The organism is Eubacterium sp. An3 (assembly GCF_002159465.1).
GTDB classification, from domain to species: domain Bacteria; phylum Bacillota; class Clostridia; order Lachnospirales; family Lachnospiraceae; genus Anaerobutyricum; species Anaerobutyricum stercoris.
Window position 1 is genome coordinate 64,187 of record NZ_NFIR01000016.1, and the last position, 16,304, is coordinate 80,490.

The 16,304-nt window shown below is 48.1% G+C and carries 24 protein-coding genes and 1 pseudogene; all 25 read left to right on the top strand.

What is annotated here, in order from left to right:
* Positions 1-45 precede the first annotated feature (45 nt).
* Positions 46-810, top strand: a complete 765-nt coding sequence (map, locus tag B5F87_RS12975; protein WP_087281716.1) for a type I methionyl aminopeptidase — start codon at positions 46-48, stop codon at positions 808-810.
* A 94-nt stretch (positions 811-904) separates the two neighbouring features.
* Positions 905-1,174 carry a KOW domain-containing RNA-binding protein gene (locus B5F87_RS12980; protein ID WP_087281718.1) on the top strand — a complete coding sequence of 90 codons (270 nt, stop codon included), beginning with the start codon at positions 905-907 and terminating at the stop codon, positions 1,172-1,174.
* A gap of 23 nt (positions 1,175-1,197) precedes the next feature.
* Positions 1,198-1,416, top strand: a complete 219-nt coding sequence (infA, locus tag B5F87_RS12985) for a translation initiation factor IF-1 (RefSeq protein ID WP_005344620.1) — start codon at positions 1,198-1,200, stop codon at positions 1,414-1,416.
* A 200-nt stretch (positions 1,417-1,616) separates the two neighbouring features.
* A complete protein-coding gene (rpmJ, locus tag B5F87_RS12990; protein WP_081452247.1) occupies positions 1,617-1,730 on the top strand; it encodes a 50S ribosomal protein L36 in 114 nt (37 codons plus the stop codon).
* A 285-nt stretch (positions 1,731-2,015) separates the two neighbouring features.
* Positions 2,016-2,384, top strand: a complete 369-nt coding sequence (gene rpsM, locus B5F87_RS12995) for a 30S ribosomal protein S13 (protein ID WP_087281720.1) — start codon at positions 2,016-2,018, stop codon at positions 2,382-2,384.
* Between the two features lie 106 nt (positions 2,385-2,490).
* Positions 2,491-2,886 carry a 30S ribosomal protein S11 gene (gene rpsK, locus B5F87_RS13000; protein WP_087281722.1) on the top strand — a complete coding sequence of 132 codons (396 nt, stop codon included), beginning with the start codon at positions 2,491-2,493 and terminating at the stop codon, positions 2,884-2,886.
* 21 nt (positions 2,887-2,907) lie between these two features.
* On the top strand, positions 2,908-3,501 hold the full coding sequence (gene rpsD / locus B5F87_RS13005) for a 30S ribosomal protein S4 (protein ID WP_087281724.1): 594 nt from the start codon (positions 2,908-2,910) through the stop codon (positions 3,499-3,501).
* Positions 3,502-3,586: 85 nt separating this feature from the next.
* A complete protein-coding gene (locus B5F87_RS13010; RefSeq protein WP_087281726.1) occupies positions 3,587-4,546 on the top strand; it encodes a DNA-directed RNA polymerase subunit alpha in 960 nt (319 codons plus the stop codon).
* A 120-nt stretch (positions 4,547-4,666) separates the two neighbouring features.
* Positions 4,667-5,203 (top strand): L17 family ribosomal protein, encoded by a 537-nt coding sequence (locus B5F87_RS13015; protein ID WP_087281728.1) that lies wholly within the window; start codon positions 4,667-4,669, stop codon positions 5,201-5,203.
* Positions 5,204-5,273: 70 nt separating this feature from the next.
* Positions 5,274-6,152: an energy-coupling factor transporter ATPase gene (locus B5F87_RS13020; RefSeq protein ID WP_087281748.1), complete on the top strand. Its 879-nt coding sequence runs from the start codon at positions 5,274-5,276 to the stop codon at positions 6,150-6,152.
* 88 nt (positions 6,153-6,240) lie between these two features.
* The gene (locus B5F87_RS13025; protein WP_087281730.1) at positions 6,241-7,167 is read left to right on the top strand and encodes an energy-coupling factor transporter ATPase; all 927 of its coding nucleotides are present in this window, start codon (positions 6,241-6,243) and stop codon (positions 7,165-7,167) included.
* Positions 7,152-7,955 (top strand): energy-coupling factor transporter transmembrane component T, encoded by an 804-nt coding sequence (locus tag B5F87_RS13030; protein ID WP_087281732.1) that lies wholly within the window; start codon positions 7,152-7,154, stop codon positions 7,953-7,955. The genes B5F87_RS13025 and B5F87_RS13030 overlap by 16 nt, the downstream gene beginning before the upstream one ends.
* A 13-nt stretch (positions 7,956-7,968) precedes the next feature.
* Complete coding sequence (gene truA / locus B5F87_RS13035; protein WP_087281734.1) at positions 7,969-8,841, top strand: tRNA pseudouridine(38-40) synthase TruA; 873 nt, start codon at positions 7,969-7,971, stop codon at positions 8,839-8,841.
* A 115-nt stretch (positions 8,842-8,956) separates the two neighbouring features.
* Entirely contained in the window at positions 8,957-9,793 is an 837-nt protein-coding gene (locus tag B5F87_RS13040) for a hypothetical protein (protein WP_087281736.1), read from the top strand.
* 309 nt (positions 9,794-10,102) lie between these two features.
* A complete protein-coding gene (gene rplM / locus B5F87_RS13045) occupies positions 10,103-10,537 on the top strand; it encodes a 50S ribosomal protein L13 (protein ID WP_087281738.1) in 435 nt (144 codons plus the stop codon).
* Positions 10,538-10,555: 18 nt separating this feature from the next.
* On the top strand, positions 10,556-10,948 hold the full coding sequence (rpsI, locus tag B5F87_RS13050) for a 30S ribosomal protein S9 (RefSeq protein ID WP_087281740.1): 393 nt from the start codon (positions 10,556-10,558) through the stop codon (positions 10,946-10,948).
* A gap of 443 nt (positions 10,949-11,391) precedes the next feature.
* Positions 11,392-12,213, top strand: coding sequence for a ParA family protein (locus B5F87_RS13055; RefSeq protein ID WP_002576359.1), 822 nt, complete (start codon positions 11,392-11,394; stop codon positions 12,211-12,213).
* A complete protein-coding gene (locus B5F87_RS13060; protein ID WP_002576358.1) occupies positions 12,170-13,096 on the top strand; it encodes a ParB/RepB/Spo0J family partition protein in 927 nt (308 codons plus the stop codon). Before B5F87_RS13055 ends, B5F87_RS13060 begins: the two co-directional genes overlap by 44 nt.
* 12 nt (positions 13,097-13,108) lie before the next feature.
* Positions 13,109-13,384 (top strand): DUF5720 family protein, encoded by a 276-nt coding sequence (locus B5F87_RS13065; protein ID WP_002576357.1) that lies wholly within the window; start codon positions 13,109-13,111, stop codon positions 13,382-13,384.
* A 27-nt stretch (positions 13,385-13,411) separates the two neighbouring features.
* A complete protein-coding gene (locus B5F87_RS13070; RefSeq protein ID WP_002576356.1) occupies positions 13,412-13,603 on the top strand; it encodes a hypothetical protein in 192 nt (63 codons plus the stop codon).
* A gap of 69 nt (positions 13,604-13,672) precedes the next feature.
* The gene (locus B5F87_RS13075; RefSeq protein ID WP_002576355.1) at positions 13,673-14,566 is read left to right on the top strand and encodes a DUF6017 domain-containing protein; all 894 of its coding nucleotides are present in this window, start codon (positions 13,673-13,675) and stop codon (positions 14,564-14,566) included.
* 48 nt (positions 14,567-14,614) lie between these two features.
* Entirely contained in the window at positions 14,615-14,977 is a 363-nt protein-coding gene (locus B5F87_RS13080) for a hypothetical protein (protein WP_002578791.1), read from the top strand.
* Positions 14,970-15,281 carry a DUF5720 family protein gene (locus B5F87_RS13085; protein WP_002576353.1) on the top strand — a complete coding sequence of 104 codons (312 nt, stop codon included), beginning with the start codon at positions 14,970-14,972 and terminating at the stop codon, positions 15,279-15,281. The genes B5F87_RS13080 and B5F87_RS13085 overlap by 8 nt, the downstream gene beginning before the upstream one ends.
* 101 nt (positions 15,282-15,382) lie before the next feature.
* Complete coding sequence (locus tag B5F87_RS13090; RefSeq protein ID WP_002576352.1) at positions 15,383-15,883, top strand: PcfB family protein; 501 nt, start codon at positions 15,383-15,385, stop codon at positions 15,881-15,883.
* Positions 15,884-15,885: 2 nt separating this feature from the next.
* A pseudogene (locus tag B5F87_RS13095) lies at positions 15,886-16,188 on the top strand (type IV secretory system conjugative DNA transfer family protein); the annotation flags it as partial.
* Positions 16,189-16,304: the final 116 nt, after the last annotated feature.

The following is a 16,304-nucleotide window of genomic DNA, read 5'->3' on the forward strand; positions in this document are numbered from 1 at the left end:
ACAAATAAATTAAAATCATTTTAGAACAACACAAGGGGAGAAACGATGTCAATTACGATCAAGAGCGAACATGAGATTGAATTAATGCGGACTGCCGGTCAGATTCTGGCGAAGGTCCACTATGAGCTGGGAAAAGAACTGAAAGAAGGAATGACTACCAAGGACATTGACCGATTGGGTGAGGAGATGATTCGAAGCTTTGGATGTATCCCGAATTTCTTAAATTATAACGGCTATCCGGCCTCCATCTGTGTGTCTGTCAATAACGAAGTGGTTCATGGCATTCCGTCAGACCGGCGCTATATCAAAAATGGCGATATTGTCAGTCTGGATGCCGGGTTGATCTATAAAGGATATCATTCGGATGCAGCGAGGACCCATGGCGTGGGAGAGATCAGCGATGAGGCGAGAAAACTCATTGATGTGACAAAGCAATCTTTTTTTGAGGGAATAAAAAATGCAAAACCGGGCAAACATTTAGTTGATATTGCCAGAGGAATCCAGACTTATGCTGAAAAGAATCGTTTTTCCGTTGTGCGCGATCTGGTAGGCCATGGTATAGGAACTTCACTGCACGAAGAGCCGGAGATACCAAACTTTGTCCGCCTGCGGCGGGGCGCAAGACTTCAGAAAGGTATGACTCTTGCCATAGAGCCGATGATCAATGCAGGTACCTGTGACGTGTGGTGGATGGACGACGACTGGACTGTCGTCACAAGGGACGGAGGCCTTTCCGCTCACTATGAGAATACCATTGCCATCACAGAAGACGGATGCGAGATTCTTACTATGCTGCCGGAAGAGAAATAGGGAGTTTTCTGCGGAATATGGGCAGTTTTCATAAAACAAAACAGATAAATTAAATTTACTTTTTAGAATTTTTTGCTTGTAACGGAGAAAATATATGATAGAATATAAAGCAGGTTATTTTGCCACCTCACTCTGCGGACATGATAAAGGCAGACTTTATATGATCGTCAGCGAGGATGGCGAGATGGTCGGATTGTGCGACGGCGTCCACAGACTCCTTGCCAATCCGAAAATGAAAAAAAAGAAACATATTCAGATGATGCGCTCTGAGAAAATGGCAGACGCTTTCCCGGCACTGGTTCAGTCAGCCGACGCGGATATGCAGATTAAAAAAGCGGTGCTGGCAGCGGGAGAGCGCAAGTAAAGAAAGCAGGAGGATTTTAAAGTATGTCAAAATCAGATGTTATTGAAGTAGAAGGAAAGGTAGTGGAGAAGCTTCCGAACGCCATGTTCAAAGTGGAGCTGGAGAACGGCCATCAGGTGCTGGGTCATATCAGCGGCAAATTACGTATGAACTTCATCAAGATTTTGCCTGGAGATAAGGTGACCATCGAACTTTCCCCATACGATTTAACAAAAGGCAGAATTATCTGGAGAGATAAGTAAAAGGATCATCTGCAGAAATGATCGTCCTGATGCTCCGGAGCAGGATGCTTCAGGGCAGATGTGAGACAGACAAGAAGGCTTTGTACGATTTACCCGTGAAAGAAGGCATATTTATGCCGACTTTTGGCATTTTCGTGCTTGCTTTTTGTATAGAGAAATGCTATAATATTCGCTGAACGTTTTGGAAAGGAGAGTTTATCGTGAAGGTTAGAGCATCAGTTAAGCCTATCTGTGAGAAATGTAAAGTCATCAAACGGAAAGGCGCAATCAGAATCATTTGCGAAAATCCAAAACATAAACAGAGACAGGGATAAGAATTAGTTCGGCACCGCCCAGGCGGTCAGGGATTAAGGAAGATACTTGATTTTTGTTGTGTCATTGGTTACGGTACCCGGGATGGGTATTGTACGACATTGCTACCGTCATGGCAATTATATTTTTAAATAAGCGGCTGCGGTAAACGGAAGTTTACCGATTTTATTTTAAGAGAATTATTTTGAATTTTGAAAAGAGCATTCGATGAGAGACACGTTAGTCATTTCACCGTACTGCGGTAACGATGGATTGATTCGAATAAGATTTTTAGTGGAGGTGCACACATGGCTCGTATTTCGGGTGTCGATTTACCTAGAGAGAAACGTGTAGAAATTGGTCTTACTTATATTTATGGAATTGGAAGAACAAGCGCTGACAAGATTCTTGCAGCAGCAAATGTAAATCCGGATACACGTGTACGTGATTTAACAGACGATGAAGTTCGCCGCATCAGCGAGATCATCAACACAGAGTACACAGTAGAAGGTGATCTTCGTCGTGAGATCGCGATGAACATCAAACGTCTGCAGGAGATTGGATGCTACAGAGGTATCCGTCACAGAAAAGGACTTCCGGTTCGTGGACAGAAGACAAAAACAAATGCCAGAACACGTAAAGGTCCTAGAAAAACAGTTGCTAATAAGAAGAAATAAGTGTGAAATTATGTTTCACACTATCCTTATGTCTGCATGAGGAATATATAAAAGAAGAGATTAAGTATATTTTATAGATTTAATAACCTACAGGAGGGTTTCGTCAATGGCAAAGAAAGTCGCAAAAAAGGTGACGAAAAAACGTGTCAAAAAGAATATCCAGCATGGACAGGCACATATTCAGTCATCCTTTAATAATACAATTGTAACATTAACTGACTCTGAAGGTAATGCGATTTCCTGGGCAAGCGCAGGAGAGATGGGCTTCAGAGGCTCCAAAAAGTCCACACCATACGCAGCGCAGATGGCAGCGGAAGCAGCTACAAAAGCAGCAGTTATCCACGGCTTAAAGACTGTAGAAGTTATGGTAAAAGGACCAGGTTCAGGCAGAGAGGCAGCAATCCGTGCCCTTCAGGCATGCGGTCTTGAAGTAACAAGCATCAGAGACGTTACTCCGGTACCACACAATGGATGCCGTCCACCAAAGAGAAGAAGAGTCTAGTCTGATAGGAGGTAAGTTAGAATGGCAATTGATAGAACTCCAGTCCTGAAGAGATGCAGGTCTTTAGATATGGATCCTGTATATCTGGGCGTGAATAAAAAATCCAACAGAAAGTTAGTTCGTTCCAGCAGAAAGATCAGCGAGTACGGTCTTCAGCTGCGTGAAAAACAGAAAGCAAAATTCATTTACGGTGTATTAGAGAAACCTTTCAGAAACTACTATGCAAAGGCTGAGAGAATGCAGGGCCTTGCAGGTACTAACCTGATGGTTCTCCTTGAGACAAGACTTGACAACATCGTATTCCGTATGGGATTTGCGAGAACAAGAAGAGAAGCAAGACAGGTTGTCGGCCACAAACACATCCTTGTAAACGGCAAATGTGTAAACATTCCGTCCTACAGAGTAAGTGTTGGCGATGTTATCGAAGTAAAAGAAAACAAAAAGACAATGCAGAGATACAAAGACATCGCTGAAGCAACAGATGGTATCTTAGTACCGGCTTGGTTAGACGCTGACCTGGAGAACTTCAAAGGAAGCGTAAAAGAACTTCCTTCCAGAGACATGATTGATGTACCTGTCAATGAGACATTGATCGTCGAGTTATATTCCAAATAATTAATGATTCTTCCAATTGGATGCCTGTTTTCAGGCATTCAATTGTGGTATGTATTGAAGTTTGTCCAAAAGGAGGGTCCCATTCGTGTTTGATTTCGAAAAACCAAGAATTGAAATAGCAGAAATTTCAGAAGACAATAAATATGGTCGTTTTGTGGTGGAACCGCTGGAGAGAGGTTACGGCACAACTTTAGGTAACTCCTTAAGAAGAATCATGTTATCCTCATTACCGGGGGCAGCTGTCAGTGCAGTGAAGATCAAAGGCGTCCTGCATGAGTTCAGTTCCATTCCGGGTGTAAAAGAGGATGTCACTGAAATCATTATGAATATCAAAGAGCTGGCCATCAAAAACAACAGCTCTTCCAATGAGCCGAAGCGCGCTTTTATTGAATTCAGCGGTGAAGGTGTTGTCACAGCTGCTGACATTCAGGTTGACAGTGACATCGAGATTATCAATCCGGATTTGGTCATCGCAACGTTAAGCGGCGGTGCAGACAGTCATTTTGAAGCGGAGCTGACAATCACAAAAAGCCGCGGTTATGTTGGAGCAGACAAAAACAAAACAGAAGACCAGTCCATTGATGTAATTGCAGTGGATTCTATCTATACACCGGTCGAGAGAGTAAACTTGACAGTAGAGAATACTCGTGTCGGACAGATTACAGACTTTGACAAGCTGACTCTGGATGTTTTCACCAACGGAACACTGGCTCCGGATGAAGCAGTGAGTCTGGCTGCAAAGGTACTGAGCGAGCACCTGAATCTTTTCATCGATTTATCTGAAAATGCAAAGGTTGCCGAGGTTATGGTTGAGACCGCTCAGGATCCGGTTGACAAAGTTCTGGAGATGAACATTGACGAGCTGGAATTATCCGTTCGTTCTTACAACTGTCTGAAGAGAGCAGGTATTAATACAGTAGAAGAGTTGACCAACAAGACTCCGGAAGACATGATGAAGGTTCGTAACCTTGGACGGAAGTCTTTGGAAGAGGTGCTGGCTAAATTAAAAGAGCTGGGTCTTTCCCTCAACTCAAGCGAAGAGTAAATAATCGGCTTTTGCCGATATATTTCCTGTGCCGGAGAAGCGGTTCAGGAGCAGACAATAGACCCGCCTAGGCTGAAGGTGAAGTAAGCATGGCGAAAAATAAACAGGAGGTCCATTACAATGGCAAAATACAGAAAATTAGGCAGAACATCCAATCAGAGAAAAGCATTATTACGTAATCAGGTAACACAGTTACTGTATCATGGAAAGATTCGTACAACAGAGGCAAAGGCAAAAGAGATTCGTAAAATTGCAGAAGGTCTGATTGCACTGGGCGTAAAAGAGAAAGATAACTACGAAGTTGTTAAGGTTCAGGCAAAGGTTGCCAAAAAAGATAAAGATGGCAAGAGAGTAAAAGAAGTTGTAGACGGTAAGAAAGTTACTGTATACGACACTGTTGAGAAAGAAATCAAAAAAGATCTGCCTTCCAGACTTCATGCAAGACGTCAGATGTTAAAGGTATTATATCCTGTAACAGAGGTTCCGGCTGAAGCAAAAGGAAGAAAAGCAAATACAAAGAAAATCGATTTAGCACAGAAGATTTTTGACGAGTACGGTCCAAAATATGCAGGACGTAACGGTGGTTACACAAGAATCGTCAAAATTGGACAGCGTAAAGGTGACGCTGCTCTGGAAGTTATCATCGAATTAGTATAAGGTATAAATGATCGGAGGAGACTGTTACGGCGGTCTCCTTTTTTGTCGTTTAATATATAGTAAGATAAATATGAAAATAATAGAGACATTAAATTTAATTTTTAAATATAAGACTTATACGGAAAATCAGGAAACCCCGGAAGAGAAGACTGTCCTCGATGACGTGTCCATCTCCATAAAAAAAGGAGATTTTGTAGGTATTCTGGGACATAACGGTTCCGGTAAGTCCACTCTGGCCAGACAGTTGACGGCGCTTCTGCAGCCCTCCGGGGGAACTGTTTTTATAAAAAATATGGATTCCTCCCGGCCGGAAAATATTATTCCGATCCGGAGGACCGCGGGGATGGTGTTCCAGAATCCGGACAACCAGATCATCGGCAATCTGGTTGAGGAAGACGTTGCCTTTGGTCCGGAGAATCTTGGCGTGCCAACAGAGCAGATCTGGACTCGGATTGCCGAGGCTCTGGAGGCAACAGGGATGACAGCTTACCGGGAAAAGTCTCCGGGCAGCCTCTCCGGTGGGCAGAAACAGAAGGTTGCCATTGCGGGTATCCTCGCCATGGAACCGGAATGTATCGTTTTCGACGAGCCGACCGCCATGCTGGATCCGCGAGGCAGAAAAGAAGTGCTGGACGCCATCCGTCACTTAAACCGGGATAAGGGCATCACTGTTATCTACATCACTCATCATATAGAAGAAGTGGAGCATGCGGATTACATTTATGTGATGAACGAAGGTCAGGTTGCCATGGAGGGACGTCCGGAGCAACTCTGGGAACAGGCAGACGCCATCCGGGCGCTGGGTATTTCTCTGCCATTTGACAAAGAACTCCTTTTCCTGCTGCGGCAGGGCGGTATGGATATACCGGCGGAGATTCAGGACGGCAGAGCACTGGAAAAATTTCTGCTGCAATCCGGACCGGGAAATATTGAACAAGATAATTCATGAGAGACGGATAGAAAACCAAACAGGGCCGATTGATGAAAGAGCCAGATATTTTATATCGGCAGCCCTGTACATTTGACAGGAAATAATTATGGGAATTGTTTTAAAAAATATCAGTTATCAATATAAAGATCAGTGGCAGGAAGAAAAACAATACGCCATTCGGGACATCAGTTTCTCCCTGGAAAAGGGAGAATACGCGGCGTTGATCGGACACAGCGGTTCCGGCAAATCCACTCTTCTCCAGCACCTGAACGGTCTGCTCAGGCCCATGAGCGGAGAATATTATTTTGACGGTGAAAATGTGTTTGACGGGAAGTTTTCACTGCAAAAGCTCAGGCAGAAGGTGGCTCTCTGTTTCCAGTACCCGGAATACCAGCTTTTTGAGGAAACCGTCTTAAAAGACATTGCTTTCGGCCCGAAGAATATGGGATTTGATCAGCAGACCTGTGAGGAAAAAGCGAGAAAAGCTATGGAGCTGGCGGGCATCTCGCCGAAACTGGAGACGGCATCGCCCTTTGCGCTCTCCGGCGGACAGAAACGGCGGGTGGCACTGGCGGGCATCCTCGCCATGGAACCAGAATATCTCATTCTTGATGAACCGGTGGCAGGTCTGGATGGAAAGGGAAAAGAAAATCTTTTCTCCCTGCTGAAATATCTCAATGAGAAAGAAAATATCACTATTCTGCTCGTATCTCATGATATGGACGACGTGGCAGAAAACGCCCGGCGAGTTCTGGTCATGGACCGCGGACAGCTTGTCATGGACGACACTACAGAAAAGGTTTTTTCAAGAGAAAAGGAACTAAAAGATATGGGCCTTGCCATACCCCAGTCTCTGCAATTCTACAATCGTCTTACAGCCGGAGGATACTTTAGGAATTCGTCCGGCGCGGACATCAGAGACGGTGCGGCAGCCGGGGAGACGATGCAGACAAAAACACGCGGAAAAATCCCGCTGACGGTAGAAGAGCTGGCCGCACGTATTTTGGAGGAACACCAATGCTTCGAGAAATGACTTTAGGACAATATTATAAGGCGGATTCTCCTCTGCACCGGCTGGATCCGCGGGTGAAACTGGCGGGTACCCTGCTGTTTGTGATTACTCTGTTTTTCCCGAGATCTGTTTTGGGACTTATTGTGGCGACTCTTTTTCTGGGCAGCGTCATCGTCATGTCCAGAGTGCCGTTTTCTATGGTAATACGTGGAGTAAAACCGTTGTTTATCATTATCTGCTTTTCTGCGATCGTGAACCTGCTGTGTACGCCGGGCACAGTTCTCTTTGAGGCAGGGCCGGTTAGAATCACCCAGGAAGGCATCTGGATATCCTTCTATCTTGTGGTGCGTCTCGTATATCTTGTCATGGGTTCATCCATCATGACATTTACCACCACGCCAAACCAACTCACCGACGGTCTGGAAAAATCTCTGGGATTTCTTCAGCGCCTGCACATACCGATCCACGAGCTTTCCATGATGATATCTATCGCCCTGCGGTTCATCCCGATTCTCACGCAGGAACTTGATAAGATCATGAAAGCGCAGATGTCCCGGGGCGCCGACTTGGAATCCGGAAATATCTTCCAGCGGGCAAGAAAACTTCTGCCCGTACTGGTACCGCTGTTCATCTCAGCTATCCGCCGGGCCTCCGACCTGGCTCTCGCCATGGACGCCCGCTGCTATAGCGGCGGAGAAGGCCGGACCAAACTGAAACCGCTTATATATAGAAGAAATGATTTTATTGCTTACGGAATTCTGCTCTTATATGTGGTGATAATGATCGTATGCGGATTCTGGATAGCTTAAAGAGGAGATTTCCATGAAGAGATTTAAACTCACTGTCGCCTACGATGGAACCGGCTACTGCGGCTGGCAGATTCAGCCCGGTGTTCCGACCATAGAAGGAGAACTGAATAAAGCTTTGAGCCGGCTCACCGGAGAAGAGATCCAAGTGATCGGAGCCAGCCGGACGGACGCCGGGGTTCATGCCTTCGGCAATGTGGCAGTTTTTGATTCCGGCACGCCGATACCGGGGGATAAACTGCTCTTTGCATTAAATCCCCGCCTGCCGGAGGATATCCGCATCGTGGATTCCTGTCAGGTGTCAGATGATTTCCATCCCAGATACTGCGATACAAGAAAAACTTATGAATATCATATCCAGACCGGACGGACTCCACTGCCGACCAGAAGACTGTACAGCCACTGGCTGCCGCATCAACTGGATGTGACTGCCATGAATGAAGCGGGACAGTACCTGGTGGGAACCCATGATTTCAAAAGTTTCTGCGCCGCCCAGACTCAGGTGAAGACCACGGTGCGGACAGTGCTTGGAATCACAGTGGAAGCGCGTTTTTCAGACAGAGCACTTTCTTTGAGGGAAACTGCAACAGGACAAATCAGGGGAAAACAGGGGAGCATCGACTTGTGCGATGAACGGCAGCCTGACAGAATGTCTGCTCCTGAAAATAAGCCTGAAAATGTACATCCGCAGGACATCGTCATCCGCGTGGAAGGCGAAGGATTCCTCTATAACATGGTACGTATCATCAGCGGCACTCTGATCAAAGTCGGACTTCATGGCTGGCCGCCGGAGTATGTGAAAGAAATCCTGGAAAGCCGGGACAGAACCCGGGCTGGGGAGACCGCCCCGGCCAAGGGATTATTTCTGAAAAAAATTGAATATCTGTAGATTCACGGCGTCGGGATATCACTGCCCTATGTATTGTCTGGTCAAACGGCGTATGATAAAATGAAAGAGAATCTTACGGTTTGACCAAAAGAAAAATGAACGGGAGGAATTCTTTATGAAAAAAAGCTGGATTTTTAGCAGTATGCTGGCGCTTGCATTTTTGTTCTGTCTTCTGCCTGCCAGAAACGCGCAGGCGGCAAACCCGCAGGAAGTGGATCTCACGGGAAGCTATTATACTAGCTATGACATCACCGGAGATGGGGTGAATGATACCATTCAAATCAGAAAAAGACAGACGACTTCCATTGGATACGATAATTTTTCTATTATGATCAACGGACAGGAGGCCATTTATTTAACCCATGACTATTATTTTTATGAGGATTATGTCAAACTATATACGCTTCAGGATGGAACGGTTATCGTATACGTCTATCTGCAGGGAGATAATGGAGACGGTCCGTGCGCCTTATATGTCTATGGCGATGGAAAGCTGAATCGGTTATTGGATTTTCAGACATTTTTTAGATATGGTTCACATAATACCGGAGAAGTTCTTAAAGTGTCCGGAAATCGTCTGAAAGTAAAACTCTTTTCCATGTCCCAGGCGTTTGCAGGGATTGATTTGAAATATACTTATCAGTATAAAAATGGGCGGCTGGCTCCTGTGACGAAATACGGAAAAGTAAAAGTCTACAAAAATTACAAATACGGCCGCGGGAAAAAGGTAACAGCGAGAAAATCTTTCTGGCTGTACAAGTCTGCCACTTCCTCCAAAAAGAAAATCCGGGTGAACAAAGGGCAGAAATTCCGGGTGGAGAAATGTTATGTGAATGGTTCCCGGGTACGCTTTAAAGTGAAGCTCACTAACGGCAGGACCGGCTGGGTGAAGTCTCCGAAACGTTTTCTCACAAAAGGACCGTTGATTAGAGAAAGTATGTACGCCGGATGAGAGTGCTCCGGCAATCCGGATACAATATAACATTGCACTACGATATAAAATATAAAAATTCATGCCGCCGGCCGGGCGGATGCACAGCGAAAAAAGATAAAATATCCTGAAAAAATTCGTTGACACGCCCGGCGGGATATTATATAATATCTAACTGTGATATGCGAATAAATGCGTCTCAAAGCCCCGGGATGCATTTTTTTCATAGACCTGCACAGGCAGGATTTGAATGTGATGGAGGGTCCGGACAGCCAGGAAGTCACATTCCGTACAAGATTGATTCAGATTTTAACAGGAGGAGACAGACTCATGAAAAGTTTTATGGCTAGCCCATCTACCATCACAAGAGACTGGTATGTAGTTGACGCTACAGGACATACATTAGGACGTTTAGCATCTGAAGTTGCTAAAGTTTTAAGAGGAAAAAACAAACCGATCTTCACACCACACATGGACTGCGGTGATTATGTAATTATCGTAAACGCTGACAAGATCAAAGTAACTGGTAAGAAATTAGACCAGAAGATCTACTACCATCACAGCGATTACGTTGGTGGAATGAAAGAAACCACATTAAAAGAGAAACTGGCTAAGAAACCAGAACAAGTTCTTGAACTTGCCGTAAAAGGTATGCTTCCTAAAGGACCTCTTGGAAGACAGATGTACAGAAAGCTTTATGTATATGCTGGTCCAGATCACAAACACGCTGCACAGCAGCCAAAAGAGTTAGAAATCAAGTATTAATTTAAGGAGGAAAAGTAAGTGGCTACTACAAGATATTACGGAACTGGTAGAAGAAAAAGCAGTGTTGCAAGAGTTTACCTTATGCCAGGAACAGGAAAAGTAACAATCAATAAGAAAGACATGGATGATTACTTTGGATTTGACACATTAAAAGTTATCGCACGTCAGCCATTAGAGTTAACATCCACAGCAGATAAATTTGACGTATTAGTAAACGTACACGGCGGCGGCTACACAGGACAGGCTGGCGCAATCCGTCACGGTATCGCAAGAGCTCTTCTGGAAGCAGACCCAGAGTTCCGTCCGGTATTAAAGAAAGCCGGATTCCTTACTCGTGACCCACGTATGAAAGAGAGAAAGAAATACGGCCTCAAGGCTGCCCGTCGCGCTCCGCAGTTCAGCAAGCGCTAAACTTTATCAAAAGTGGTCAAAAACCCCGGAACTACGCGGTTTCCGGGGTTTTTCCTTTTCAAATGGTTTGACGCAATTTGACAGAACGAAGCCTCTTTTAACCCGTTTTCTATGGGTTAAATGGTGGACAACCACCCCAAAAAGAGGGCTTATGGGTTAAAAAATAGGACAACCGAGACGCGATTTTGGGATGCCAAGGGGATGTTTATTTATACATCTCCAAGAGACCTTTTTCGTGAAAACGGTTTGTCTGAATTTGACCTAATTTGAACAAAAGAGAATAAATCTAATCGCCAAGCGCTCAGTATTTTCTACTGGGCGCTTTTTGCGTTTCCGGGGAATTTCATTCCGGGATAAGAAAAGGCCGTCACTTTCAATTTTTGAAGTGGCGGCTTTTTCTATTTCCAGAAGCCATAGAACAATTCAGAAATGAGGTGAAGTCATTGAACACGCAAATCATCGCCATCGCCAACCAGAAAGGCGGCGTTGGCAAGACAACCACCTGCGCGAACCTGGGGATTGGGCTGGCGCAGGCCGGAAAGAAAGTGCTGCTGATCGACGGGGACCCGCAAGGCAGCCTGACCATCAGCCTGGGCCACCCCCAGCCGGACAAGCTGCCCTTTACCCTGTCCGACGCGATGGGCCGTATCCTGATGGACGAGCCGCTGCGCCCCGGCGAGGGTATCCTGCACCACCCGGAGGGCGTTGACCTGATGCCCGCAGACATCCAGCTCTCCGGCATGGAGGTCTCCCTGGTGAACGCCATGAGCCGAGAGACCATCCTGCGGCAGTATCTGGACACGCTCAAGGGACAGTATTCCCATATCCTGATTGACTGCCAGCCATCCCTGGGTATGCTCACGGTCAACGCCCTGGCCGCCGCCAACAGGGTCATAATCCCCGTTCAGGCGGAGTACCTGCCCGCCAAGGGCCTGGAACAGCTGCTCCAGACCGTAAACAAGGTGAAGCGGCAGATCAACCCCAAGCTCCAGATCGACGGCATATTGCTGACGATGGTGGACAACCGCACCAACTTCGCCAAGGAGATTGCCGCCCTGCTGCGGGAGACCTATGGCAGCAAAATCAAGGTGTTCGGCACCGAGATTCCCCATTCTGTCCGGGCAAAGGAGATCAGCGCCGAGGGCAAAAGCATTTTTGCCCATGACCCTAATGGCAAGGTGGCCGAGGGCTATAAGAATCTGACCAAGGAGGTGATAAAACTTGAAAAGCAGCGCGAAAAAAGTAGAGCTGGCTCCATACGATGATTTGTTTTCCACCGAGGAAAGCCGCCAGGATGCCAAGCTGGAGAAGATACAGGAAATTCCGCTGTCTGAGCTGCACCCATTTAAGGGGCATCCCTTCAAAGTCAAGGATGACGAGGCCATGATGGAGACCGCCGACAGCGTTCGGCAGTATGGTGTTCTGGTTCCGGCGATCGCCCGCCCGGACCCGGAGGGCGGCTATGAGCTGGTTGCCGGTCACAGGCGGCACCGGGCCAGTGAGCTGGCCGAGAAAGAAACCATGCCTGTCATTGTCCGAGACCTGGACGATGATGCTGCCACTATCATCATGGTGGACAGCAACTTACAACGTGAAAGCCTGCTCCCCAGCGAAAGGGCCTTTGCTTACAAGATGAAGCTGGAGGCTATGAAACACCAAGGCGCACGGGGGGACTTAACTTCGTCCCAACTTGGGACGAAGTTGCGTGCAGATGAATTGTTGGCGCAGCAGGCTGGTTCGAGTAGGAACCAGGTGCAGCGCTATATCCGCCTGACGGAGCTGATTCCCGAACTGCTGGATATGGTCGATGAAAAGAAAATCGCCCTCAATCCGGCTTATGAGCTGTCCTTTCTCAAAAAAGAAGAACAGCGGGATTTGCTGGACGCGATGGACAGCGAACAGGCTACCCCCTCTCTCTCCCAGGCTCAGCGACTCAAGAAATACAGCCAGGAGGGACATCTGACCCTCGATATGATGCGCGTCATCATGGGTGAGGAAAAGAAAAGTGATCTCGACAAAGTGACTTTCACCTCCGACACCCTGCGGAAGTATTTCCCCAAAAGCTATACGCCCCAGCGGATGCAGGAAACCATTATCAAACTGCTGGAGGCGTGGCAGAAGAAGCGCCAGAGAGACCAGGAACGATGAAAGGAGCCGCCTATGAGGGATATTTCAGCCCGTGAGCTGAAAGGACACAATATCTTGGCCGTAGAGCGTTTTCAGGACAGCACCCGCTGGATGATCGAGTTTTCCGTTCAGCGCCCTTGTTCCTACGGCTGCCCCGGCGATGATATGCGGCTGTTTCTTACGGAGGACGGGTATCAGGCCGCCCTCGTAAGCCAGAAGCGTCGGGAAATCAAAATCAAGCGGTATGCCCGTGTGATCGAGGGCCATGTGCTCGACTTCAAACCGGACAAGCGCCGCCGCCACCCGTAAACTCATTATCACTACGAAAGGAAAGGAATGAATATGTGTACTGTCCAGAGCATCAAAGATGCCATCCGGGAAAGTTGCCAGTCCCAGTATGATATGGAATCCACCGACATTGACCGGGTTTTGCAGACCCTCCCGTTTTCGGAGCATGAGCCGATGTTCAGTCATCCGCCGAAGTACAAGCGTCCTTACCGGCCCTGGCAGAACAACAAAAACAGCTGAAAGCCACAGTCTTTTTCACGAAGGATTGTGGCTTTTTTCATGCCCTAAAATTAGAAAGGAGTGAAGTCAATGGCCGTTTTTCGCATTGAACGGACCAAAGATTATACCGTGATGAGCAATCATCACCTGCGGAACCACGAACTATCCCTCAAGGCAAAGGGGCTTCTTTCCATGATGTTATCCCTGCCTGATGACTGGAACTATACTACCCGTGGACTTGCGAAAATCTGCAAGGAGGGCGTTGATGCCATCGGCAGTGCGCTGCGGGAGTTGGAAACCGCCGGTTACATCGTGCGGAACCAGCTGCGGGACCAACAAGGCCGGATCAGCGACACCGAGTATGTGATTTATGAGAAACCCCAGCCCAGGCAGCCAGAAACGCCAAGGCCGGATACGGCTGTACCAGATACGGCTTCACCAGATACGGAAAACCCGTATCTGGATAAACCGGATACGGAAAAGCCCGCAGAATTAAATATAGAGAAACCAAATACTCAAAAACAAAATACTCATGGAGCAAGTACCGATTCCATTCCCTTCCGGGAAACAGCGGCAGCACAGCTGCCGGAACGGAAAGGAAGGGATGCGATGTCTGTCTCAGAGATAGAAAATTATCGGGAATTGATTCTGGAGAACATCGAGTATGACTATCTGTGCAGAGAGTTTTCGACCTACCGTGAGGACCTGGACGAGATTGTGGAGCTGATGGTGGAGACCGTTTGTGCCAAACGTAAAACCACTCGGATCGCTGGCAGCGACTTTCCCCATGAAGTCGTGCGCTCCCGGTTCTTGAAGCTGGATAGCGAGCATATCCGATTTGTCATGGACGGTATGCAGAAAAACACCACGGAGGTCCGCAATATGAAACAGTATTTGCTTGCAGTGCTGTTCAACGCGCCCACCACGATCAGCAATCACTACACCGTACAAGTCAATCACGATATGAACACAGGCGGCTGGTAAACAGCCGCTTTTCTGTTGCCCGGCAATACCGGGAGAAAGGATTTTGCCATGAAACGACCTCTTGCCTACATTACGGCTCCCTGGAGCAACAACCAGTATGAGAACGCCGAGAACGCTGCCACCTACTGCCGCCAGGTGTACGACGCCGGGTATTCGCCCATCTGCCCGGTTCTGTTCTTGTCCACCTTCCTCAAGGACGAGATTCCCCAGGAACACAAGGACGGGCTGGATATGGTGCGAGACTATCTGCGCCGGTCCCATGTGCTGGTGGTCTGCGGCCACGGCATCGACGAGACCGTGAAGAATGACATCGCCACCGCTGAGCGCCTGCGGATCACCGCTACCACCCTGGACGGTATCCTGACTGTGAAAGGCCAGGGACGCGGGAAAGGAGGTGCGCGCCATGCCTGAGCGTAAGACCGTGGGCCAGCTGATGGAGGAAATGCGGCTCAAGGCCGGGGCGCAGAACTACCACGGCCATGAGTACATGGATTTGGAGCGGTTTGCCGAGGACACCCGGCACATGATTATCTTCGATGTGCTGACCCACGATTCGCCGGTGGGCTGGAAAGGCGAACGGACCCGCCTGTTTCTGACGGAGGCCGGATACCAGAAAAGCCTGGAGAACCAGGAAAAGGGCCACATCAAGATTCTCAGCCATGCCAAGGTGCGCCAGGGACATCTGTACTATGACCGCTCCGATCAGCTGCGTTGAAAGGAGCCTGCCATGATGAAATACCTGCTGCGGCGGCTGGTGGTCCCGCCTTAGTATCAAGCGCCACCCCTGCAAAATCCGTGGAAAGGAGGCGATGACCTATGCAGGAGGAAGTGGAAAACAGGACTTTGACGCTGGTAGTCAGCGGAACAAAGTTTACCGGGCGGCTGTTTAAGGCCGCCATCACCAAGTACCTTGCCCACCGCAAGGAAAAGAAGCTGCAAAAGCAGAAAAGCCGGGATACCCCCGTGATTCCCCACGGCAAACAGACGGTGAAGCAGCTGATCGGCCAGAATCAGGGCGTTTCCAACATCGAGATCACCGACCCCTCCATCAAGGAGTTTGAAAAGATCGCCCGGAAATACGGCGTTGACTATGCGGTGAAGAAGGACCGCAGCAGCTCCCCGCCCAAGTACCTGATCTTTTTCAAAGGCCGCGATGCGGATGCCCTGACCGCTGCCTTTACCGAGTACACCGGCAAGAAGGTCAGAAAGGCGCAGAAAACAGAGCGTCCGTCCGTGCTGGCAAAGCTGAGCCAGTTCAAAGAGCTGGTGAAACACGCCGTTGTGGACCGGAACAAGCGGAAGGAGCTGGAACGATGAAGATGAAAAAGCAACTTGACATCAAAAAGCTCCTTTTGCTGAATATGCCCTATATCCTGATGGGGCTGTTCGCAACCAACTTCGGTGAAGGATGGCGGATGGCCGTGGGTGCGGACGCTTCGGCAAAAATGCTTTCGTTCTTCTCCACGCTGCCGGTGGCGCTGGCCAGCTGGTGGCCCAGCCTGCACCCTTTGGACCTGCTGGTGGGGCTGTGCTGCGGCGCTGGCCTGCGATTGGCCGTGTATCTCAAAAGCAAGAACGCCAAGAAGTACCGGCACGGTATGGAGTATGGCAGCGCCCGCTGGAGTGCATAATCTTAAGTGTAAAGGAACTCTACATGGACGCACAGGAGGATATGCACATGAATGATTACAACAAAATCACAGCCCTTTACTCCCGTCTTTCCGTAGGGGACGAGGAC